This window comes from Methylocystis echinoides (assembly GCF_040687965.1).
GTDB classification, from domain to species: domain Bacteria; phylum Pseudomonadota; class Alphaproteobacteria; order Rhizobiales; family Beijerinckiaceae; genus Methylocystis; species Methylocystis echinoides_A.
The window spans coordinates 3,235,005-3,255,498 of sequence record NZ_CP156084.1 but is presented as its reverse complement, the minus strand read 5'-3'; the positions used below and the strand labels follow the sequence as shown (position 1 = coordinate 3,255,498).

The 20,494-nt window shown below is 66.8% G+C and carries 17 protein-coding genes; 12 read left to right on the top strand and 5 right to left on the bottom strand.

What is annotated here, in order from left to right:
• Window positions 1–51: 51 nt before the first annotated feature.
• Entirely contained in the window at window positions 52–1,059 is a 1,008-nt protein-coding gene (locus RVU70_RS15925) for a bifunctional nicotinamide-nucleotide adenylyltransferase/Nudix hydroxylase (protein ID WP_363348020.1), read from the bottom strand.
• A 266-nt stretch (window positions 1,060–1,325) separates the two neighbouring features.
• Here RVU70_RS15925 and ldtR point away from each other — a divergent pair, with 266 nt between their 5' ends.
• The 9 genes from ldtR (at window position 1,326) to RVU70_RS15880 (ending at window position 9,346) form a co-directional block, all read left to right on the top strand.
• Window positions 1,326–1,835 (top strand): transcriptional regulator LdtR, encoded by a 510-nt coding sequence (ldtR, locus tag RVU70_RS15920; protein WP_363351369.1) that lies wholly within the window; start codon window positions 1,326–1,328, stop codon window positions 1,833–1,835.
• A gap of 153 nt (window positions 1,836–1,988) precedes the next feature.
• Window positions 1,989–3,092 carry a site-2 protease family protein gene (locus RVU70_RS15915; RefSeq protein ID WP_363348018.1) on the top strand — a complete coding sequence of 368 codons (1,104 nt, stop codon included), beginning with the start codon at window positions 1,989–1,991 and terminating at the stop codon, window positions 3,090–3,092.
• Window positions 3,093–3,175: 83 nt separating this feature from the next.
• A complete protein-coding gene (locus RVU70_RS15910) occupies window positions 3,176–3,790 on the top strand; it encodes an aminodeoxychorismate/anthranilate synthase component II (protein WP_363348016.1) in 615 nt (204 codons plus the stop codon).
• 9 nt (window positions 3,791–3,799) lie between these two features.
• The gene (trpD, locus tag RVU70_RS15905) at window positions 3,800–4,819 is read left to right on the top strand and encodes an anthranilate phosphoribosyltransferase (RefSeq protein ID WP_363348014.1); all 1,020 of its coding nucleotides are present in this window, start codon (window positions 3,800–3,802) and stop codon (window positions 4,817–4,819) included.
• A gap of 139 nt (window positions 4,820–4,958) precedes the next feature.
• On the top strand, window positions 4,959–5,750 hold the full coding sequence (gene trpC, locus RVU70_RS15900) for an indole-3-glycerol phosphate synthase TrpC (RefSeq protein ID WP_363348012.1): 792 nt from the start codon (window positions 4,959–4,961) through the stop codon (window positions 5,748–5,750).
• A 28-nt stretch (window positions 5,751–5,778) separates the two neighbouring features.
• Window positions 5,779–6,261, top strand: coding sequence for a cyclic pyranopterin monophosphate synthase MoaC (gene moaC, locus RVU70_RS15895; RefSeq protein WP_363348010.1), 483 nt, complete (start codon window positions 5,779–5,781; stop codon window positions 6,259–6,261).
• Window positions 6,262–6,471: 210 nt separating this feature from the next.
• Window positions 6,472–7,689: a gephyrin-like molybdotransferase Glp gene (gene glp, locus RVU70_RS15890; protein ID WP_363348008.1), complete on the top strand. Its 1,218-nt coding sequence runs from the start codon at window positions 6,472–6,474 to the stop codon at window positions 7,687–7,689.
• Between the two features lie 126 nt (window positions 7,690–7,815).
• Entirely contained in the window at window positions 7,816–8,514 is a 699-nt protein-coding gene (locus RVU70_RS15885; RefSeq protein ID WP_363348005.1) for a phosphatidylserine decarboxylase, read from the top strand.
• A gap of 13 nt (window positions 8,515–8,527) precedes the next feature.
• Complete coding sequence (locus RVU70_RS15880) at window positions 8,528–9,346, top strand: phosphatidylcholine/phosphatidylserine synthase (protein WP_363348003.1); 819 nt, start codon at window positions 8,528–8,530, stop codon at window positions 9,344–9,346.
• Window positions 9,347–9,352: 6 nt separating this feature from the next.
• Here RVU70_RS15880 and RVU70_RS15875 read toward each other — a convergent pair whose 3' ends face one another.
• The 3 genes from RVU70_RS15875 to RVU70_RS15865 all read right to left on the bottom strand — a co-directional run bounded on the left by RVU70_RS15875 (window position 9,353) and on the right by RVU70_RS15865 (window position 11,228).
• Window positions 9,353–9,745 carry a type II toxin-antitoxin system VapC family toxin gene (locus RVU70_RS15875; protein WP_363348002.1) on the bottom strand — a complete coding sequence of 131 codons (393 nt, stop codon included), beginning with the start codon at window positions 9,743–9,745 and terminating at the stop codon, window positions 9,353–9,355.
• Entirely contained in the window at window positions 9,745–9,957 is a 213-nt protein-coding gene (locus RVU70_RS15870) for an AbrB/MazE/SpoVT family DNA-binding domain-containing protein (protein ID WP_363348000.1), read from the bottom strand. Before RVU70_RS15870 ends, RVU70_RS15875 begins: the two co-directional genes overlap by 1 nt.
• A 74-nt stretch (window positions 9,958–10,031) precedes the next feature.
• A complete protein-coding gene (locus tag RVU70_RS15865; protein WP_363347998.1) occupies window positions 10,032–11,228 on the bottom strand; it encodes an alpha/beta hydrolase in 1,197 nt (398 codons plus the stop codon).
• A gap of 213 nt (window positions 11,229–11,441) precedes the next feature.
• On the opposite strand from RVU70_RS15865, the gene pqqB reads away from it, so the two are divergent.
• The 3 genes from pqqB (at window position 11,442) to pqqE (ending at window position 14,723) form a co-directional block, all read left to right on the top strand.
• Window positions 11,442–12,371 (top strand): pyrroloquinoline quinone biosynthesis protein PqqB, encoded by a 930-nt coding sequence (pqqB, locus tag RVU70_RS15860; protein ID WP_363347996.1) that lies wholly within the window; start codon window positions 11,442–11,444, stop codon window positions 12,369–12,371.
• A complete protein-coding gene (pqqC, locus tag RVU70_RS15855) occupies window positions 12,368–13,123 on the top strand; it encodes a pyrroloquinoline-quinone synthase PqqC (protein WP_363347994.1) in 756 nt (251 codons plus the stop codon). Before pqqB ends, pqqC begins: the two co-directional genes overlap by 4 nt.
• Before the next feature lie 142 nt (window positions 13,124–13,265).
• The gene (pqqE, locus tag RVU70_RS15850; protein ID WP_363347992.1) at window positions 13,266–14,723 is read left to right on the top strand and encodes a pyrroloquinoline quinone biosynthesis protein PqqE; all 1,458 of its coding nucleotides are present in this window, start codon (window positions 13,266–13,268) and stop codon (window positions 14,721–14,723) included.
• 184 nt (window positions 14,724–14,907) lie between these two features.
• Here pqqE and RVU70_RS15845 read toward each other — a convergent pair whose 3' ends face one another.
• Window positions 14,908–20,376 (bottom strand): GH36-type glycosyl hydrolase domain-containing protein, encoded by a 5,469-nt coding sequence (locus RVU70_RS15845; protein WP_363347990.1) that lies wholly within the window; start codon window positions 20,374–20,376, stop codon window positions 14,908–14,910.
• Between the last annotated feature and the right edge of the window lie 118 nt (window positions 20,377–20,494).

Genomic DNA, 20,494 nt, shown 5'->3' with positions numbered 1-20,494 from the left:
CCCTGCCCTCTCCCCGCAGGCGGGGGAGCGGGAAAGTCCGCGCGCTCAGCTTCAATCGAGACCAAGAAAATGTTCGAGGATGAAGAAGTGATCCTCGAACATGCGCGATCGCATGCCGCTGATTTCATGCATCGGGACCCAGCGTGCGCAAGCTGCGTCGTCGCCGCCTTGAACCTCCGGCAGATCTCCCGACGGAAAGTCGAAGAAGAAGGCGTGGGTGATCGTGCGCCCGCGCAGCGACCGCTGCGGGTCGTCGAACACGACCGCGTCGCGCAGATGGCCGAGCAGCGCCGAGGTTGAAACCTCGATCATCGTCTCTTCGCGCAATTCGCGGATCGCCGCGTCGCGCACTGTTTCGTGCGGCTCGACGAAGCCGCCCGGCAGCGCCCACAGCCCACGCCCCGGATCATGCCGGCGTTCGACGAGCAGCACATGGCCCGAATGTGCGACGACGGCGTCGACCGTGACGAAGATCGTCGGAAACGGCGCCTGGGCCCAAGCCCCGCGTTCCGCCTGGATGATGCGATATTCTTCGCGCAGACGCGCAAAGGCGCCGGAACGGCAGAATGTCGAGATCATGTCGAAGACCGCCTCCGGCGTATGGTCTTCGATCAAGCGCAGGCCGCTGTCTGAATCTGCAAAGAGCGCTTCGCAAATTGCTTCAGCCGAAGGCGCCGGCGGCAGATCGATCACAATCTGCGCCCATTGCGGAAACGCACGGGCGTCGTGCGCCGCGCAAAAGAGCGCGACGGATTGTGCGTCGCCTGCGACGCGCGCCACCTGCGCCTGCGTTTCGGCGCGCCAGCGGTGCGCATTGTAGAGATGGTCGCGCAGCGGCAGCGTCGTGACGCGCGACGCCGCCGGCCCGAGCGCGGCCGCGATCATCTCGGCGCGCTCCGCATAGCTCCACGGTTGCTTGGGCGTGCGCGCGGCGTCAGAGGAGCCGACGAGCGCAAGCGCGCGATGGGCCTGCGCGAGCGCATGCTCGAGAAGGACGCAATGCGAGTTCTGCACGGGTTGGAAGCGCGCGACGACAACCGCGAGATCGTATTTCGCCACTCTTGCTCCCTTCTGTTTCCGCAAAGATTAATAAAAGCCCAGCGGCTTCTTAACAGTCGCCCGCGAATCCTTAGCGATCCAGCGCATTACGCCAAACTTGCCGCTTTCGGTTCAACTTTGATTCACCCAAAGCCCGCAAGTCTGGGTAAACGCGCGATTCAGGCTGTTATTTAAACTCAAGTTCATTCGTGAGCAGATAATTTGACCTCATCAAGCAAGACATGCGCGACGCAACGAAAACGATGGAGAAAAGGATGAGCGCCGTTATGAAGACCGCCCAGCCCGCCAGAAACGAAGCCGCCGCCGACCGCGCGGGCGAGGTGAGGCCGGTCTATCTTGAGGCGCTCACCCTCGTCGAGCGTCTGCATCGTCGCCTGCTCGACGTCATCAAGGACGAGTTCGACCGCCGCGACCGCGGCGACGTCAACGCTGTGCAGGCGCTCCTGCTCTACAATATCGGCGACAAGGAGCTGACCGCGAGCGAACTGCGCACGCGCGGCTATTATCTGGGCTCCAACGTCTCCTACAACGTCAAGAAGCTCGTCGACACGGGCTATCTGCACCATGCTCGCTCGCGCCTCGACCGCCGCTCCGTGCGCATCAGCCTCACCCCCAAAGGCAAGGAAGTCCACGACATTGTCGCGCAGCTCTACGACAAGCACGCCAAGACGATCGAGCAGATCGGCGGCGTCTCTCCCGAGGAGTTCCGCTCCCTGAACCAGTCGCTCACCCGTCTCGAGCGCTTCTGGACGGACCAGATTCGCTTCCGTCTCTGAAAAAACCGCTTCCTTTTCTTTGTCGTAAACTTCGCCGGCGACGCCTCGGGCTTCGCCGGCCTTTTCTTTTCAACGCCCTGATTCAGCTGCTCTGGCGCAACAGCCGGCGACGCCCTATGTCTTGACGACTTGTTTACGCTGCGGGGTTTCCGGATGCGCTGGTCCTTTACGCTTGGCACGTTCAGGGGAACGGCCGTGCGCATTCACATCACTCTCCTGCTTTTCCTGGCCTGGATCGCCATGGCCGCCTTTCAACGCGGCGGCGCAGAGGCGGCGGGCCAGAGCGTCCTGTTTATCTCCGCGGTGTTCGCCTGCGTGGTTCTGCATGAATTCGGCCACATCCTCATGGCGCGCCAGTTCGGCATCGCCTCGCCCGAGGTGACGCTGCTCCCCATCGGCGGCGTCGCCGATATGGAATCGATGCCGCAGAAGCCCTGGCAGGAGTTGCTGGTCGCCATCGCCGGCCCGGCCGTCAACATTGTCATCGCGGCCGTCCTGCTCGGGGTCTCGGGCGCGTTCAACCTCGGCGAGGCGGCGCAGATCGCCAACCCGTCGGTCAGTCTCTGGGAGCGGTTGGCCGCCACCAATATTTTCCTGGCCGTCTTCAACCTCATCCCGGCGTTCCCCATGGACGGCGGGCGGGTGCTGCGGGCCGCGCTCGCCATGTGGCTAGGCCAGTCAAAAGCCACGAACATTGCGGCCTATATCGGCCAGGCTTTCGCCTTCCTTCTCGGATTTGCGGGCCTCTTCGGCAATCCGATGCTGCTTTTCATCGCAATCTTCGTCTATATCGCCGCCGCGGGCGAAGCGCAGATGACGACCATGGCGGAAGCCGCGCGCGGCATACCGGCGGTCGACGCGATGGAGACCCGCATCGCCGCCATCGGGCGCGGGGCCACCGTCAGCGAGGCCGTTGAGATCCTGCTCGCGACCTCCCAGGAGGATTTCCCCCTTGTCGACGCGCTCAACCGGCCCGTCGGTCTGCTGTCGCGCGCCGAAATCGTCGACGCCCTGCGCGCCTCCGATCCTGGCGCGCCGGTCGCTCCCTTCGCCAGCAAGACGCTCGCGACCATTGGCGCGCATGAAAATGTCGAGGCCGCGCTGACCTCGCTCAACGCCGGGGCCCCCGTCGGCGTGGTGGATCGCGACGGGCGGCTCGTCGGCCTGCTGACGCGGCAGTCGCTCGGGGAGATCATGATGATCCGCGACGCGCGGCCCGATTGGCGCCTCCCGCACCGCCAGATCGCGTCGCAATAGACGCGGGCCGCGCGAGGTTGCCTAACGCGGCCCCGGGGCCTATTGGGGTTTCAAAGCATCGCCGCGAACGCGCCGGAAGAACCATGTCCAATATCACGCTGATCGACAATTACGACAGCTTCACCTTCAACCTGGTCCATTACTTCGGCCAGCTGGGGGCGACTGTCACCGTGCATCGCAATGACGCGGTTTCCGTCGCGGAAGTGCTCGCCGGCGGGCCGGACGCCATCGTGCTGTCGCCCGGCCCCTGCACCCCGCACGAGGCCGGCGTCTGCATGGAGCTGATCGCCGCCGCCGCCGAGACGGTCCCGATCTTCGGCGTCTGCCTGGGCCACCAGTCGATCGGCGAAGTTTTCGGCGGCGAGGTCATCCGGGCGCCCATGCCGATCCACGGCAAGATGGCGACCATCCTCCATCAGGGCGACGCGGTGTTTCGCGGCATTGAGGGGCCTTTCCAGGCGACCCGCTATCACTCGCTCGTCGTCAAGCGTGAGACCCTGCCCGACTGCCTGCGCGTCACCGCCGAGACGCCGGACGGGCTGATCATGGCGCTGTCCCACAACGCGCTGCCGACCCATGGGGTGCAGTTCCACCCGGAGAGCATCACCTCGCAGCACGGACACAAGATCCTGCGCAATTTCCTCGATCTCGCGCAGGAATGGAACGAGGCCCGCCGGGGCCGGGCGAAGGTGGCTTAAGGCCGCCGAATGCAGGATTTCAAACCCTATATCGCCGCTCTCGCCGAAGGCGCACCGCTCGCCCGCGAGGAGGCCCGAGCCGCCTTTGCGCTGATCTTCGACGGCGCGGCGACGCCGGCGCAGCTCGGCGCCTTTCTCATGGGCCTGCGCCTGCGCGGCGAGACGGTCGAGGAGATCATTGGCGCGGCGGAGGCCATGCGCGCCGTCATGACGGCCGTCGAAGCGCCGCCCGGCGCGATCGACATCGTCGGCACGGGCGGCGACGGCGCCGGCACCTACAATATTTCGACGCTCGCCGCCATCATCGCCGCCGCCTGCGGCGCGGTCGTCGCCAAGCATGGCGGCAAGGCCTCGTCCTCGCGCTCCGGCGCCTCGGACGTATTGGGCGAATTGGGCGTTAAGGTCGGAATCCCTCCCGCGGCCGCGGCGGACTGTCTGCGCAAGGCGGGCCTGTGTTTCATGGCGGGACCGACGCATCACCCGGCGCTGCGCCACGCCGCGCCGGTTCGCGCCGAACTCGGCGTGCGCACGATCTTCAATCTCTTGGGGCCGCTGTGCAATCCGGCGCGGGTCGAGCGCCAGACCATCGGCGTCTATTCCCGCGACTGGCTGGAGCCGCTCGCCCGCGTCCTGCACGAGCTCGGCGCGCGCCGGGTCTGGCTGCTCCACGGCGCGGACGGGCTCGACGAAGCGACCACGACCGGGGTCACTCATGTCGTGTCTTTGACCGACGGCGCGATCCACGCCTTCGACATTACGCCGGAAGACGCCGGCCTGCGCCGCGCCACTGCGCAGGAGCTCGTCGGGGGCGACCCGGCTCATAACGCCCGGGCCTTGCGCGCGGTGCTCGAGGGCGAAAAGAACGCCTATCGCGACATCGCGATGCTCAACGCGGCGGTTGCTCTCGTCGTCGCCGAGCGCGCCGCCGATCTGCGCGACGGCGCCGCGCTCGCGGCGCAGGCGCTGGACTCGGGCGCGGCGGCGGCGACGCTCGAGGCGCTCGTCGAGCATTCCAACGCTGCAGGGTGACCCCCGCCACAACCTCCCCCCGCTCTGCGGGAAGGCGCGGTCTACCGCGACTTTCTACGGGATAGGATTGCAGACGGCGATCGGCTATGCAGGTAATGAATCAGCGAGGCGCGCCGGCGCCTCCTTCGGGCCTGAAGACATGACCGATATTCTCGACCGTATCGAAGCCTATAAGCGCACCGAGATTTCCGAGGCGAAGGTGCGGATGCCGCTCGCGGCGCTCGAGCGCAAGGTGCGCGACCACGACCCGCCGCGCGGCTTTGTGCATGCGATCGAGGAAAAGCTCAATCAGCGCCGCATCGCCCTGATCGCCGAAATCAAGAAGGCCAGCCCGTCGAAAGGCGTCATTCGCGACCATTTCGACCCGCCGAAACTCGCCAGAGCCTATGAAAAGGCCGGCGCCGCCTGTCTGTCGGTCTTAACCGACGGCCCCTCCTTCAAGGGCAAGCTCGAAGACCTCGAGGCTGCGCGCAAGGCGACGCACCTTCCGGCGATCCGCAAGGATTTCCTGTTCGATCCCTATCAGGTCTTCGAGGCGCGCGCCTTTGGCGCCGACTGCATCCTCATCATCATGGCCGCCGTCAGCAACGAAGAGGCCAAGGCGCTCAACACCGCCGCCCACGACCTGCGGATGGACGTGCTGGTTGAAGTCCACGACGAGCGCGAACTCGATCGCGCGCTGGCTCTGGAAACGCGGCTGATCGGCATCAACAACCGCAATTTGCATGATTTCAAGGTGTCGCTCGAGGTGAGCGAGAAACTCGCGGAGAAAGTGCCGCGCGACAAGATCATCGTCGCCGAAAGCGGCATCGCGACGCATGACGACTGCCTGCGGCTGGAGAAGTCGCACATCTTCACCTTCCTTGTCGGCGAAAGCCTCATGCGGCAGGACGATGTCGAGGCGGCGGCTCGCAAGCTTTTGCACGGATGAGAACCCCCGCCGTCAACGCCGCTGAATCATGACCAAATTGACGCATCTCACCGCAACGGGCGACGCCCATATGGTCGACGTCTCGGCCAAGGCGGAGACGAAGCGCGTGGCGCGGGCGCGGGGACGCGTGGTCATGGCGCCGGAGACCCTGGCGCTCGCCGTCGCCGGGCAGGCCAAGAAGGGCGACGTCTTCGGCGTCGCGCGCATCGCCGCCATCATGGCCGCGAAAAAGACGAGCGACCTCATCCCGCTTTGCCATCCCCTGCCTCTCTCCAGCGTGTCGGTGGAGATCGCGGCGGACGAGTCGCTGCCCGGCTTGCGGGTTGAGGCGGAGGCGACCGTCGCCGGCAAGACGGGAGTCGAGATGGAGGCGCTGACCGCGGTCTCCGTGGCCTGTCTGACGATCTACGACATGCTGAAGGCCGCCGACCGCGCCATGCGAATCGAGGGCGTCGAGCTCGTTGAAAAGCAGGGCGGCAAGAGCGGCCATTGGCGACGCGACGACAGTTGAATGGAGAAGGGCGCCGCCCGCTCTCCCTCTCCCCGCGCGCGGGGAGAGGGTTGGGGTGAGGGGCGAGGGCATGGATGCGCACGGGTTCGGCGCAGGACCATTGCGACAAGTCGCAGCCGTGCGCTTCGACCCCAGGCCCCTCACCCTGCCCTCTCCCCGCAGGCGGGGAGAGGGTTTTGCGCCCCGAACGCGCGCGAAAGGAAGGAAAGCATGGCGGACAACAAACTCCTTTCTGTCGACGAGGCCCTGGCGCGCGTCCTTTCGGACGCCGCGCGGCTGGGGGAAGAGGAGGTTGGGCTTGCAAAGGCCCGCGGCCGCACGCTCTCACGTGATCTCGTCGCCAAACGCACGCAGCCGCCGGTCGACGTCTCGGCGATGGATGGATACGCCGTCCGCGCCGCCGATCTCGCCGCCGGGCCGCTGCGGCTCGTCGGCGAAAGCGCCGCCGGCCATGGCTATGGGGCTCCGCTGCAAGCCGGCGAGGCGGTGCGCATCTTCACCGGCGCGCCGACGCCGCAAGGCGCCGACGCGATCCTCCTGCAGGAGGACGCCGAGGTCGCGGACGGCCTGGTGAAGGCCAAGGAAGCGGCGAGGCCGGGCCAGCACATTCGCGCCGCGGGCCTCGATTTTCGCATGGGCGCCGCGGGTCTTTGCGCCGGCGTGCGGCTCGGGCCAGCAGAGCTCGCCCTTGCGGCCGCCATGAATCACGCCCGACTGCCCGTGTCGCGGCGGCCGCGGGTGGCGATCATCGCCTCGGGCGACGAGCTCGTGGCCCCGGGCGCCGAGCCCGGCCCCGCGCAGATCATCGCCTGCAACGGTTTCGCCGTGGCCGCGATCGCCGAGGAGGCGGGCGCGGAAGTTGTCGACCTCGGCATTTTCCGCGACGATCTCGCCGAGCTCGAGCGCGGCATTGGACTCGCCCGCGAGTCGCAAGCCGACGTGCTGGTGACGCTCGGCGGCGCCTCGGTCGGCGACCGCGATCTGCTGCGCCCGGCGCTGGCGCGCCAGGGCATGACGCTCGATTTCTGGAAGATCGCCATGCGGCCGGGAAAGCCCTTGATCTCTGGCCGCCTCGGCGACGCGCATATTCTCGGATTGCCGGGCAATCCGGTGGCGTCGATCGTCTGCGCGCTCGTGTTCCTGGCGCCTCTCGTTCGCGCCCTGCAGGGCGATCCAAACGCCGCCGCCGACCAGACCGAGGCGGCGATCGCCGGCGCCGACCTTCCCGCCAACAAAGGCCGGCGCGATTATATGCGGGCGCGGCTCGCCCGGGACGACGCCGGCCGCCTCGTCGCGAGGCCGCAGCCCCTGCAGGATTCCTCGCTCCTCACCGAACTCGCGCAATCGCAGGCGCTGCTCATTCGCGAGCCGGGCGAGCCGCCGCTCGCCGCCGGATCGCCCTGCCGCATCCGCCGCCTGCCGGGGTGACCTCAGTCTCTCCCGTTATGGGGGTAATTTCCAAAGGTCGTCCGCCCGTGACTTTGCCGGCGCAAAATGGCAAAGAGGCGCGACGAAGCGCTGTGTCAGAACGAGCGCCACGGAGCTATCAGCCGCATGTCCGTCATCGATTCCGTCCGCAAAATCCTCGTGCCGATTCATCCCGAGGGCTATGTTTTCATCGCGGGCTTCGCCGTCGCCGCCTTCGTGCTCGACTGGATCTCGCCGACGCTCGGCTGGATCGGCTTCATTGCCACGGCCTGGTGCGTCTATTTCTTCCGCGATCCGCCGCGCGTCACGCCGCTGAGGGAGGGGCTCGTCGTCTCTCCGGCCGACGGCGTCGTCTGCTCGATCGGATTCTTCCTGCCGCCGCCGGAGCTCGGCATGGGCGCCGAGCCGCTGCAGCGCGTCTCAGTGTTCATGAGCGTCTTCGACTGCCATGTGAACCGCATGCCGACGACCGGCCGCGTCACGAAGATCGCCTACAAGCCCGGCATCTTCATCAACGCCGACCTCGACAAGGCGAGCGAGGACAATGAGCGCAACGGCCTCGTCATCGAGACGCCGCGCGGGCGCTTCGGCGTCGTGCAAATCGCCGGTCTCGTCGCGCGCCGCATCGTCTGCTTCGTCAAGGAAGGCGAAAGCCTCGGCGTCGGCGACCGCTTCGGCCTGATCCGCTTCGGCTCGCGCGTCGATGTCTACATGCCGTCATCCGCGCGCCCCATGGTGGCGGTCGGAACGCGCGCCGTCGCCGGCGAGACCGTGCTCGCGGATATGACGGCCGAGACGGCGGCGCTCACCTTCAAGACCGGCTGAGGGTCCAAAACAGATGAACGACAATCCCGAGCTGTCGGCCTCCGAGCTGCGGCGGCTGCGCTTTCGCAACATTCCGCTGCGCGTGGTGCTGCCGAATCTCGTGACGCTGCTCGCGCTGTGCATGGGCCTGACCGCGATCCGCTATGCGATCGAGGAGGATTTCGTCAAAGCCGTCACCGCCATCATGGCGGCCGCGGTGCTCGACGGCCTCGACGGCCGCCTGGCGCGCGCGATCAAAGGCACCTCGCGCTTCGGCGCCGAGCTCGACTCGCTTGCCGACTTCGTCGATTTCGCCGTGGCGCCGGGGCTGCTGCTCTATCTGTGGAGCCTGCACGAGATCAAGGGCCTCGGCTGGTTCGCCGTCCTCGCCTTCGCCATCGCCGGCGCGCTGCGCCTCGCGCGCTTCAACGTGATGATCGAAGACCCGAGCAAACCGGCGTGGCACGCCGAGTTTTTCGTCGGCATGCCGGCTCCCGCGGGCGCGGTCACGGTGCTGCTGCCGCTCTATCTGCATTTCTCGGCGCTGGAGCTGCCAGCCTCCAAGGCGCTGACCCCCTTCTACATCGCCTATGTCCTCGCCATCGCCTTTCTCATGGCGAGCCGCATTCCGCACTTCTCCGGCAAACGCATCGGCCGCATCCCGCGCGATCTCGTCATCCCGGTGCTGTTCGGCGTCGGCGTGACGGCGCTGCTGCTGGCGATCTATCCGATGGAAGTGCTCGCCGTGGTGAGCGTCGCCTTCCTGGCGGCGATCCCGGTGAGCGTGAAGCGGTATAATGCGCTGGCGAAGGCGGAAGGCGAGAAGGGGGAGGTGGAAGGCGCGGAAGGCTAGGCCAACTCAGGAAGGTCGGTCTGATCCCGTCTTTGAGAAATAAAGAACGCCGGGCAAGTCCCTAAAGTGCGCGTCACAGGTGAGCACGTCGGCGCCGAACGCCAACGCGCTCGCATACACGATCGCATCGGCGGTCGCCAGCTTGTGGAGCGCTGCGAGTTCTGCCGCCGAAAGGGCAATTTTCGTATCGAGCGGCGCGACGACACACAGCTCTGTGAACGCGATGACCTGATCCGCTTTTTCTTCCCCCGCTTCGCGCCCCAGCCATTTCGCGAGTTCGAGCTGAACAATGGTCGGCACGAGCCACTCTTCCTGCTCCGGCAGTCGCGCGATGAGGCTCTCTCCTGTCTCGGAGCCAATCAACCACTCGATCCATGCCGACGTATCCACAAGCCGCATCAAACGCGGTCTTTTCGATCGCGATAGTCACCGGCTTTGGCTCCCCTGGCGATCCCCGAGAGCTGGTCGCGTGTTGGGACGGGCACGATGAGAAGGCCCGCGCCCTTGGGAATGAAAGCGAACCGCTGGCCGGCTTTCCAATTCCGGGCCTCGCGGACGCCCTTAGGGATCGAGATTTGGAACTTCGCCGAGAGCGTCGCGGTGTCAGCCATTTTCTTACACTTCAAGAAACGATCGCGCGCCGTAAAAGTAACAGTCCTTGGCAATCTTTCAAACCCGCGGACGACTACCGCCCCGCCACCGGCGGCAGCGGCGACGTCTCCACCTTCTGGCTGGCGGCCGGCGGCGGCGTTTGCGCCGTTCCTCCATCGACCTGATCCCCCCGGAAATCCGGGATGGCCATTTGGTCCGCGTCCTGTGCGCGCGGCGCGGCGATATGCGCGCCGATCTTGCGCACCACGTCGGGCGCCTCGGCGAAGGCGCCGTGACCGATGAAATCCGTCGAGAAGGACGAGATGTCGTGCACGGCGACGCCGAGCCGATCGAGCTCGGCCTTGTCCTCGGGCTTTTCCGGGTCCATCGCGCCGAGCCTCGGCCGCGCGCCGGCGATGCGCGACGACAGCGACAAAGCGCGGTCGTTGTTCGCGACGAAGATCGACACATGGCGCGGATCGATCCGCCCCAATTGCTGGCGGAAGACATTGAGGTCGATGTCGGGATTGGCCAGCATCACCTCGCCCAGGCGCCCGTCGAGATCGGGATGGCCGGAGATGGCGGCGTCGCGCAGCGTCTCCATGGTGAGCCACGCGCCCATGGAATGAGCGAGCACGTGCACGCGGCCGAGACCCGGCGTTTTGGCGAGCGACAGCAGCACTTTCTCGAGCGCGTCGCGCGAGACCGTCGCCGCCTCCTTGTCGGATTCGTAATTGAACAGTCCGCCGCGCGAATTCCAGGCGAAGAGCGCCGGCACGCCGGAGAAGCCGCCGTCGGCGACGATCTGAGCGAGGCGGAATCGGGCCTCGTCAAGGCTGGTGTTAAAGCCGTGCACGTAAAGGAGAACGTCGCGCGAGCTGCCGACGCGGCCCGACACATGGGCCGCAAGCTCGCCGTAGAATTCCTCTTCGTCCATGTTGCGTTTGGCGAGGACCGTAAAATGCCGGCTTTTGTCGGCGCCGCCGAAACTCGGCTTTTCCACCGCGCCGGGCCGATGGTTCTGCGGCACGCCGATGGCGGTCAGCGAGAAATGCGCGCGGCCGTCGTCGGCCGCCCCCTCGCCGCGGCGGGTCGACGCCACGAAGAGCGGCACGCGGCTCGGCTCGCCCTGTGGGCCGGAGACGAGCGAAACGGCGTTGTTCATATGGCCGTCGATCGCGCGCATGCTTTCCGAGGCGCACCCCGTGAGAAGCGCCGCGGCGAGTAGGGCCGTCAATGTCAATGAAGCCTTGCGCAAATAGCGGATCCAGCGCGGCCGGGGATTCTTCATGAGTGATCGAGTGCGCGCCCGGCCGGACCCTGTTTTCGCGCGAGAAGGCGACGAAACTGGGGCGCAGCCGGTAACGCAGCTGCAGCATTGTCGCCCATCCCGGTTAACTGCAGGCAAATTTGCCGCACTTGCGCCGTCGCGCCGAGGGTGCATAGTGCGCGCAAAAGAAAACAACGGGGAGAAGGCGCTCGTTAACGAGCGGCCGGAAACGCGATGCGGATCAGGATTTTGGGCTCGGGCGCCGGCGGCGGCTTCCCGCAATGGAACTGCAATTGCGCTAATTGCCGCGCCGTGCGCGCAGGCGCCCCCGGTTTCTCGCCCCGCACCCAGTCGTCGCTCGCAGTGAGCGCTGACGATCGGAGCTGGGTTCTCCTCAACGCCTCGCCGGATTTGCGCGAGCAGATCGCCGCCGCCCCGCAGCTCGCGCCCGCGGAGGGCGATCCCGTCCGCGCGAGCCCCATCAAGGCGGTCGCGCTCACCAATGGCGACGTCGACCATGTCGCTGGCCTGCTCAATCTACGCGAGGCTCAGCCCTTCACTATCTACGCCGCCGGACGCGTGCTGCAGGCGCTGGGCGCCAATCCGATCTTCACCATTCTGCAGACGCCGCTCGTGCCGCGCATCGAACTGCCGATGGACGAGACGATCCCGCTCAAGGGCGCGGGCGTCGATCTCGGCCTCGCGATCCGCGCGTTCCCCGTGCCCGGCAAGATTGCGCTTTATCTCGAAGATAAAAACGCGCCCAATTTCGGCACCAGCGCCGGCGACACGCTCGGCCTCGAGATCATCGAGACCAAGACGGGCAAGTCTTTCTTCTACGTTCCGGGCTGCGCGAGGGTCGATGCGCCGCTGGCCGCGCGCCTGAAAAACGCGGCGCTCGTTTTCTTCGACGGAACGCTGTTTCACGAAAACGAGATGATCGAACAGGGGCTCCTCGGCAAGACAGGTTCTCGCATGGGCCATGTGAACATGAGCGGCGACGACGGCTCGATCGCGGCCTTCGCGCCGCTCGGCGTCGCGCGCAAAATCTACGTGCACATCAACAATTCGAATCCGGTCCTCGACGCCGGCTCCAAGGAAAACGCGGCCGTGCGCGCCGCGGGCTGGGAAGTCGGCGCGGACGGCATGGAGGTGACGCTATGAATCAGATCGTGACCGACTGGCGCGACGCCGCGCCGCTCTCCAGAGTTGATTTCGAAGCGGCGATCCGCAACGTCGGGGTCGAGCGCTATCACGACAAGCACGAATTTCATAAGCTGCTGCATGGCGGCAAGCTCAAAAAGCCTCAGGTCGCCGCCTGGGCCTTGAACCGCTACTGCTATCAGGAGGCCGTGCCGCGCAAGGACGCCGCCTTCATGAGCCGCGTGCACGACCGCGAATTGCGTCGCGAGTGGATTCACCGCATTCATGATCACGACGGCCTCGGCGAGGAAGCGGGGGGCATTGAACGCTGGCTGGTGCTCACCGACGCGCTCGGCTTCCCGCGCGATTATGTGACCTCGCGGCGCGGCGCCCTGCCCGCCACCAAATTCGCGGTCGAAGCCTATGTGCGCTTCGTCGTCGAGCAGCCGCTGGTCGTGGCGGTGGCGTCGTCGCTCACCGAGCTGTTCGCGCCCTCCATCCATCGCGAGCGCATCGTCGGCATGCTCGAGAATTACGACTTCGTCGACGACCATGTGATGGCCTATTTCAAGCGCCGCCTCAGCCAGGCGCCGCGCGACTCCGACTTCGCGCTCGCCTATGTGCTCGACAACGCCCGAACGCGCGAGGAGCAGGAAGCCTGCGTCGCGGCCGTCCGCTTCAAATGCGACGTCTTGTGGGCGCAGCTCGACGCCTTACATCACGCTTACGTCACGCCCGGGCTGATCCCGCCGGGGGCCTGGCGGCCGGAATGACGCCTCCGCAACCGTCCCCCGACTTGCGGGAGATGGAGGGGAGCCTGGTCTTCATCCACGCCGCGCGTGAGCGCCCCCTCTCCCGCGAAGCGGGCGAGGGACAGGGAGGGGGCCAGCAGCCCCGACAAGAGCCGAACGCAAAATGACGACACGCTACATCATCGGCCCGGACTCCCGCCCCGCCTTCACGCGCTATGCGCGCCTGCATGAAGACCGCGCGCGCGGCCGCACGGTTATTCTTGCCCCCGAACGGGCCTATGAGCTCGACGCCATCGGGCTGATCGTGCTCGAGGCCATCGACGGCGAAACCCGCCTAGCCGACCTTTGCGCGAAGCTCGCGCAGCAGTATTCGGCGCCGCTCGACGTGATCACGCGGGACGTGAGCAATCTGCTTCAGGGCCTCGCCGACAAGCGCCTGCTGCGCGACGGCGTCGATCCCTTCTCGGCCCCGAAGCTCTCGGCCTTCGCTTCGTCCATCGGACCCTTCGCGGGCGGCCCCGCCGGACTTCTCGCCGAGCTGACGCATCGGTGCCCGTTGCAATGTCCCTATTGCTCCAATCCGCTGGACCTCGAAAAGTCGAACGTCGAAATGACCGCCTCGGAATGGGGCGAGACGTTTCGTCAGGCCGCGTCGATCGGCGCGTTGCAACTGCATCTTTCCGGCGGCGAGCCGACCGTGCGGCGCGATCTCGAAGAAATCCTGGCGCAGGCCGTGGAGGCGGGGCTTTACACTAATCTCGTGACTTCCGCGGTGCTGCTGACGCGTGAGCGGCTCGAGCGTCTGGCTGAAATCGGCCTCGACCATGTGCAGGTGTCGATTCAGGACATCGTCCCCGAGAGCGCCGACCGCATCTCCGCCTATGACGGCGGCGTGCCGAAGAAGCGCGACGTCGCGCGCTGGACGCGCGAATTGGGCATGGGCCTCACCATCAATGCGCCGATGCATCGCCAGAACATCGCGCATCTGCCGCAGATCATCGATTTCGCGGTGGAGGTGGACGCGCAGCGCATCGAGATTGCGCATATCCAGTATTACGCCTGGGCGCAGGTCAATCGCGCGGCGCTGATCCCGACGCGCGAGACCTTCATGGAGACGGTGGGCGTTGTCGAAGAGGCGAAGAAGCGGCTTCAGGGCGTCCTGAATTTCGACTTCGTCATCCACGACCATTACGCCACGCGGCCCAAGCAGTGCACAGGCGGCTGGGGCCGCTCGATCATGGCGGTGACGCCCTCCGGCAAGGCCCTGCCCTGCCACGCCGCGCAGACGCTGCCGGGCCTGACTTTCGACGACGTGCGCGCGCGGCCGCTCGGCGACATCTGGCGCCATGGCGCGGCCTTCAACGCCTATCGCGGCGCGGACTGGATGAAAGAGCCCTGCCGCTCCTGCGACCGCCGGGAGATTGATTACGGCGGCTGCCGCTGCCAGGCCTTCGCGGTGACCGGCGACGCGGCGGCGACCGACCCGGCTTGTCATCTCTCGCCCGACCACGCCCGTTTCGCCGCCTTCGCCGAAACGGAATCAACGGCGCCGGCGCCCGACTTCATCTACCGCCGCTACGGCGGCGCGCCGCAGAAGGCCGCGGAAAAAGAGCCGGCCTGACGCGCGCCACGCGGTCTCGGCGTGGATGCCCGCGACACGCGCGGGCATGCGGCCGAAGTCGCGATGACAGCGCGACTCCACCCGAACTTTTGAGCCCGTCATGGCCGGTTTGACCCGGCCATCCACGAAGCCGGGAGGGGCCTCGCCGCGCTGATTGTAAACAGCTCGTTCGCCTCTGTTCGCGTTAAGTCCTGAGCTTGTTCTGGGCGGTGAAGCTCTTGCCTCGGTAAGTAACGCATTCGAGGCGCAGATCGCCCTTGGGTTCGAAAGCGTCGGGCCGGGGCTTCAATTCGCCGTTCTCGAATTCCAGCCCGAGCATGGCGTAGGCGGCGGAAAGCATGCGGGCGGCGGCGCCCGTGTACCAGTCCCAGCCGCCGCGGCCCTCATAGCCCTCGCCCTCATAGACATCCGCCGGCTGCTGATGCGGGGGCAGGCCGTAGACATCCGCCTCGGCGGGCGTTCTGAGCTTCGAGATCGGCGAGATGGCGATCCAGACCTCGAAGGCCTCGCGGAACAATTCCGTCGCAGCCTGCAGGTCGCCTGCGGCCTGCGCCTGCGCCCCGAGCTTCGCCAGCGCGTCCACGAACCAGGAGACGCCATGCGAATATTGCCCGCCGTTTTCGCGGACGCCCGGCGGATATTCGGCGCTGCGTCCCGGATAGGGATCGGAATGTTCGTTGAAGGGCGGCGTCACGAGCAGCACCCGATTGGAGCGGCCGAGCATCGCAAGCGCCTTCTCGATCGCCTCGCGGCCGCGTGCAGGATCGACGGCGTTGGAGAGCGTCGGCCAATGCGCCGTCATGGCGCTCATCGGCGCGAGCTCGCGGCCGTCGTCGGCGAAGTCGCGCACATAGCGGTCGCCGCGCCAGCATTCGGCGAGCGCCGCGCGCAGTTTCTCGGCCCGCTCTCGATAGCGGTCGGCGCGCGCCTTGTCGCCTTTCGCCTCGAAGATCGGCGCGATGTCGACAAGGACGCCGTGCAGGAAGAAGCCGAGCCAGACGCTCTCTCCCCGCCCTTCGACGCCGACGAGATGCATGCCGTCGTCCCAGTCGCCGGAGCCGACCAGCGGCAGTCCATGCGCGCCGAAGCGGTCGAGCGAATAATCGATCGCGCGGGCGCAATGGCCGAGCAGCGTGTCCTTGTCCCGCGATTTGAGCGGCACCGTCACGTCGCCCTCCTGATCCTTGGGCACCGGATTGGCTTCGAGGAAGGTCTCGACGGCGTCGAGGATGCCGGCGTCGCCAGTGCCCTTCACATAGCGGATCGTCACATACGGCAGCCAGAGATGCGGATCGGACGAATGGGTGCGATCTGCCAGTCCCGTGCCGCCGCTCGCCGAGCGGTGCCACCATTTGGCGGCGTCGCCTTCGAGATATTGATGCCGCGCGTGCAGAAGAATCTGCGCGCGAGCGCGTTCCGGCGCGAGATGAATGAGCGGAATGACGTCCTGCAACTGGTCGCGATAGCCCGTTGCGCCGGAGCGCTGCGCCGGGCCCGTGCGGCCCCAGAGCCGCGACGCGAGCAATTGATAAGGCAGCCAGTCGTTGACGAGGCGATCGACGTCGGGGCGGTTGGTCTTGATTCGCAGCACCGAGAGCTGATCGTTCCAGGCCTCGACGCTCGCCTCGAGCTGACGCCGCGCAAAAGCGGGGTCGCGCGCCATTTTGGCGAGCCGCTTGGCCTCCTCCATCGTCGTGGTCTGGCCGAGCGCGACGACGACGACCGCCTCCTCGCCGGCCGCCACGTCGATCGCGCCGCAGAAGGCCGCGACCTTGCGCTGGTGCTCCGGCGCGCCAGCGTCGGGGTGGCCGTGCTCGACCATGTAAGGCAGATAAGGGTTGCGGCTTTCATGGCCCAGGAAGCGGCGCCGCGAGGTCTCGGCGAACTCCGCGTTGATGGAGGTCGAAACGAAGGCCCAGCCGTTGACGAAATGGTTGCGCGGATTGCGGAAGTAGATCGACTGCAGATCGTCGTCGATGACCGATTGTATGTCGCCCAGGCTTTCCGTCGGCGTCTCGGCCAGCACCACTTCCATCGCCGGCACGATCTGCAGGAGCCGCTCGTGCACCGTCTTGTTGCGGATTTTGAGCAGGCGAAACTCGATCGGCTCGGTCGGACTGACGAAGACGGTCATCTCCAGTTCGAGGTGATCGCGCTCGGCGCGGAAGATCGCCGAACCCGGCGCATAGGTCACCTCGTAGCGCGCGTCGCGGCGGCGCAGCGGCACGAAGGTCGGGCTGTGGGCGTCGGCGCGGGCGAGGTCGTAGACGTAAATCATCTGCCCCGCGGGCGACATGCGGCCTTCGCCGAGACGGAACGGCGTGAAGCTGTTCAAGCGCGAATTCACCGAGAAGGAGAAAATGTCCCCGTCATTGGTGAGCACGCAGCCATGCCCCAATTCATTGGCGATGACATGCGCGAAGGGCCGCGGCGTGCCCGGGGCAAGGGTCAGACTGCGGCCGTCCGGAGAGAAGGCGAAGCGATGCTGCTTGGGCGCCGGCGGCATGACCAGCGCGCGTCGCCGCGACAGGGCGCGGTCGAGAATTTCGGGGGCGACGGGCGGAACGCCAAGATGGCGCGCGACCGAGTCGGTGGCGCGCCCCATGTCGCGCGCCCAGCCGTCGATGATGATGAGCTCCGCGCTGCCGTCGGGCGGCAGGTCGATCTCGACGCGGAGGCTGGCGCAAGGCTGGAAGCCGTAGAGCAGGCCCTCGTCGTCGGGGCTGCGCGGCGCGTCGCCGAGCCCGAGGAGACTGTCGGGCGCATTGGTCGGCCCCATGCCGTAGAAGCGCGACTTCACGTCCTCATAGCCGACGATGGTCATTTTGGTGTCGGCTCCCGCGCCGATGGCGTGGAAGCCGACCTCGGGCGACAGCCGGCGATCGACTGTCCGGCGCGCGCCGCCCTTGAGCAGGCGGTTCTGGGCGAAGATCGCGTTCAGCGACTTCACGTACCATGTGCCGATGTGGATGGCGTTGTAGGGCGGATCGCGCACCTCGACGCTCGTTTCGTTGAGCACCCATTCGCGCAGCGAGGCGAGGGTGAGCCTTCGCGGGCGCGCCTCCAGATTGACGATCTTGAGCCGCTTGATCTCGACGGCCTCGTCCGGCGCGAGAGAGACGCGCGATTCAACCGCAAAGCCGTTCTGCTCCGCCATGTAGAAGAGGCAGTTTTCGTCCGCGTCGACGAGCTTGCCGCACGGGACCCCGCAACGGGTCGGCGCGTCGCCGACTGACCACAGCCCGCCGCCCTGCTCCCGCAGAAATAGAAAGCGGCCGCGCGGATGGGCGTGATCCAGCGGCTGGCGCGTGAGATCGATCGCCGGGCCGCCGCGCGCGACGCCCTCGATGCGGATCGCGCCCTGCCCGTCCTCGAACCATTCGCTGGTCATGAGGCCGTTGGTGAGCTTGAGCGGCCGCGAACCCGGCACGCCGCCGGCGCCGGTGATGCCTTCGATTGGGATTTTCTGGGCCTGCGCCAGACGCCCGAGCAGGAACAGCACGAGGCCGAGCGCGACGAGGCCGGCGTAAGCGAGATAGCCGCCGACGAGATAGGTGTAGGACGGCGGCCGCGTGACGCTCATCTGCTCGGCGGCGCTCCACGCCTTGTCCCATTCGGCGCCCCGCGGGATGTAGAAGGGCAGCAGCAGCGGCGCCCAGGTGCCGAACCGGCGGATGCCCTCGGGAATCGCGCGGCTCACTTGCTCCTTGCCGAGGAAACGCGCCGCCGATTCGTCCGCCGCGTCGCCGCCGACGAAGGAGAGATTGACGAGCGTCGCGACGCGCAGGCCCATGTGATCGAACCAGATCAGCACGCGCAGCACGTCATAGGCGAGAAGCGCCGTGAAAATATCCAGGCTCCAGGCGCGGAAGTCGTTGTCCGGCAGGATGTAGCTCATCCATGTCGCGACGCCCGTGCGGATCAGGCCGTCCTGATTGTACCAGGCCGGGTCCGGCGTGGCCTTGAGGAAGGAGTAGATGACCGGCGCCATCCACAGGCCCCAGCGCAACACGCGCACCGCATTCTCGATGAGCATGTCCAGCCCTTCCCAGCTTGCGAGCTGACGCAGCGGCTGAAGGCTGCGCTTCACCAACGCGGTGAGGAAGAACAGGTTGATCGAGAACAGCGGCGCGGCGAAGACCCATTGGATCACGCCGGAGAAGGACTCGTTGTAAATGAGGCGCACGCCGCCATCGACGGGACCGAGATTGGTGGCGCCCCACTTCGAGAACAGCGGACGGACGATGTAGTCGTTGATCGGCCTGCCGTCGGCGGCGTAGTCGAGCGAGATATAGGCGAAGAATTTTCGCACCACGGTGCCGAGTTGGTCCGTGTCGAAATACCAGGCGATCGCGCCGGCGACGAGCGCGCCGAGCAGCGCGCCCAGCGTATAGACGCGCCAGCTTCGGAAATGCTGCCGGCGCACGCGCAACAAGGCGTGGAAATCGAAGGCGAGATCGACCCCCGCATAGGCGAGCGCCCCCACGAGGGCGCCGTAAAGGAAACGATTGCTCCCGCTCGCCGCCGGCAGATCGAGCATCAGCGCAATGCCGACCGCCGCGCCTGCGACGGCGCCGCGGGCGTAATTGGCCGGGCGCACATAGGCTTCCTCGACCCGGCCGCTGAACGGCGGCGTCGAATCGGTGCTTTCGACGATGGCGCGCGCCAGCGGATAGGTCAGCGCGCCGATGATCGCCGCGCTGAGCGGGGCCGAAAGCACGACGAACGACGCCGCGGCGGGCGAGGACACGACGAGGCCGACCGCCAGCAGCAGCGCCATGAAGACGAAGCCATAGACCGCGCCCTTCTCGGCGCCCGTTTTCCAGTCGTGATAAACCACGATGGAAAGCGAGGGCGTCGCGCGAAAAAGGCCCGCGATCGCCTGGGTCACCAGATAGGTTTGGCCCCAAAGGCCCGCCTGCGCCAACGCCGTCAGGAAAGCTGCGGCGAGGGCGGCGATCGGGGCCGGCAGAAAGGGCGTGACGAAGACCGGGGCGGCGGAGGCGATGAAAGGCGTGAGCGTCGCGAAGAAGGCCGAGACGAACAGCATGCCATGCGGGCGCCATTGCCGCGGCAGGAAGCGCCCGAGCGCCAGCGGCACGCCGATGACCACGGCTTCATTGAGCAGGAAGAGGATGAGCGTGCGCCCGGCGATCTTCGCGACAAAATCGGGCGCCGGCAGGCCCAGGAACAACGCAGCGCCGATCTGAGTGACCGGCGGCGAGCCGAGCGCGACCAGCAGACTGAACAGGAAGGGCGTGAGGAAAAGCGCGACGCGCAGCGGCATGCGCGAGCGCGCCGTGAGGACGAGGACGCCCGCGATATAGAGGATGGTCGCCGTTCCGGCGCCGACCGGCGAGAAGCGGAACAGTTGCTCGATCGTCTCGGGCGCGCGCCACAAAACCCAGGAGCGGTCGCAGAGCGCCGCGAAGACGCCGACGGCAGCGAAATCGACGGCAAAATTCACCGATTGGCGGCCGCTCTCGCTCGATGGGCGCAAGAGATAGAGCGCCGCGCCGGCGAAAAAGCCAGCGACCAGAATATGCTCGGGGCCGCCCGAAGCCTCCAGCGCCGCGACCGCCGCGAAGACGAGACCAAAAAGGATGCGCTCGAAGAGCGCGCCGCCGGCATCCGATTCGGCTTGCGCAGCCATAGGGGGTCCTCCGGGCGTCCGTTTCGCCGGCGCCATTTTTCGTTCCTGCCGGAATCGCCGGCAGCCTAGCTGATTCCCTAGCCTTGGCGTGGGGGAAAAGTAAGACCCCCGGCAAGGC

Excerpts from the sequence above, each read along its gene's own strand:
- ldtR (WP_363351369.1), top strand. The coding sequence starts at position 1,326 with ATGAAGACCGCCCAGCCCGCCAGAAACGAAGCCGCCGCCGACCGCGCG.
- RVU70_RS15915 (WP_363348018.1), top strand. The coding sequence starts at position 1,989 with ATGCGCTGGTCCTTTACGCTTGGCACGTTCAGGGGAACGGCCGTGCGC.
- RVU70_RS15910 (WP_363348016.1), top strand. The coding sequence starts at position 3,176 with ATGTCCAATATCACGCTGATCGACAATTACGACAGCTTCACCTTCAAC.
- trpD (WP_363348014.1), top strand. The coding sequence starts at position 3,800 with ATGCAGGATTTCAAACCCTATATCGCCGCTCTCGCCGAAGGCGCACCG.
- trpC (WP_363348012.1), top strand. The coding sequence starts at position 4,959 with ATGACCGATATTCTCGACCGTATCGAAGCCTATAAGCGCACCGAGATT.
- moaC (WP_363348010.1), top strand. The coding sequence starts at position 5,779 with ATGACCAAATTGACGCATCTCACCGCAACGGGCGACGCCCATATGGTC.
- glp (WP_363348008.1), top strand. The coding sequence starts at position 6,472 with ATGGCGGACAACAAACTCCTTTCTGTCGACGAGGCCCTGGCGCGCGTC.
- RVU70_RS15885 (WP_363348005.1), top strand. The coding sequence starts at position 7,816 with ATGTCCGTCATCGATTCCGTCCGCAAAATCCTCGTGCCGATTCATCCC.
- RVU70_RS15880 (WP_363348003.1), top strand. The coding sequence starts at position 8,528 with ATGAACGACAATCCCGAGCTGTCGGCCTCCGAGCTGCGGCGGCTGCGC.
- RVU70_RS15875 (WP_363348002.1), bottom strand. The coding sequence starts at position 9,745 with ATGCGGCTTGTGGATACGTCGGCATGGATCGAGTGGTTGATTGGCTCC.
- RVU70_RS15870 (WP_363348000.1), bottom strand. The coding sequence starts at position 9,957 with ATGGCTGACACCGCGACGCTCTCGGCGAAGTTCCAAATCTCGATCCCT.
- RVU70_RS15865 (WP_363347998.1), bottom strand. The coding sequence starts at position 11,228 with ATGAAGAATCCCCGGCCGCGCTGGATCCGCTATTTGCGCAAGGCTTCA.
- pqqB (WP_363347996.1), top strand. The coding sequence starts at position 11,442 with ATGCGGATCAGGATTTTGGGCTCGGGCGCCGGCGGCGGCTTCCCGCAA.
- pqqC (WP_363347994.1), top strand. The coding sequence starts at position 12,368 with ATGAATCAGATCGTGACCGACTGGCGCGACGCCGCGCCGCTCTCCAGA.
- pqqE (WP_363347992.1), top strand. The coding sequence starts at position 13,266 with ATGACGACACGCTACATCATCGGCCCGGACTCCCGCCCCGCCTTCACG.
- RVU70_RS15845 (WP_363347990.1), bottom strand. The coding sequence starts at position 20,376 with ATGGCTGCGCAAGCCGAATCGGATGCCGGCGGCGCGCTCTTCGAGCGC.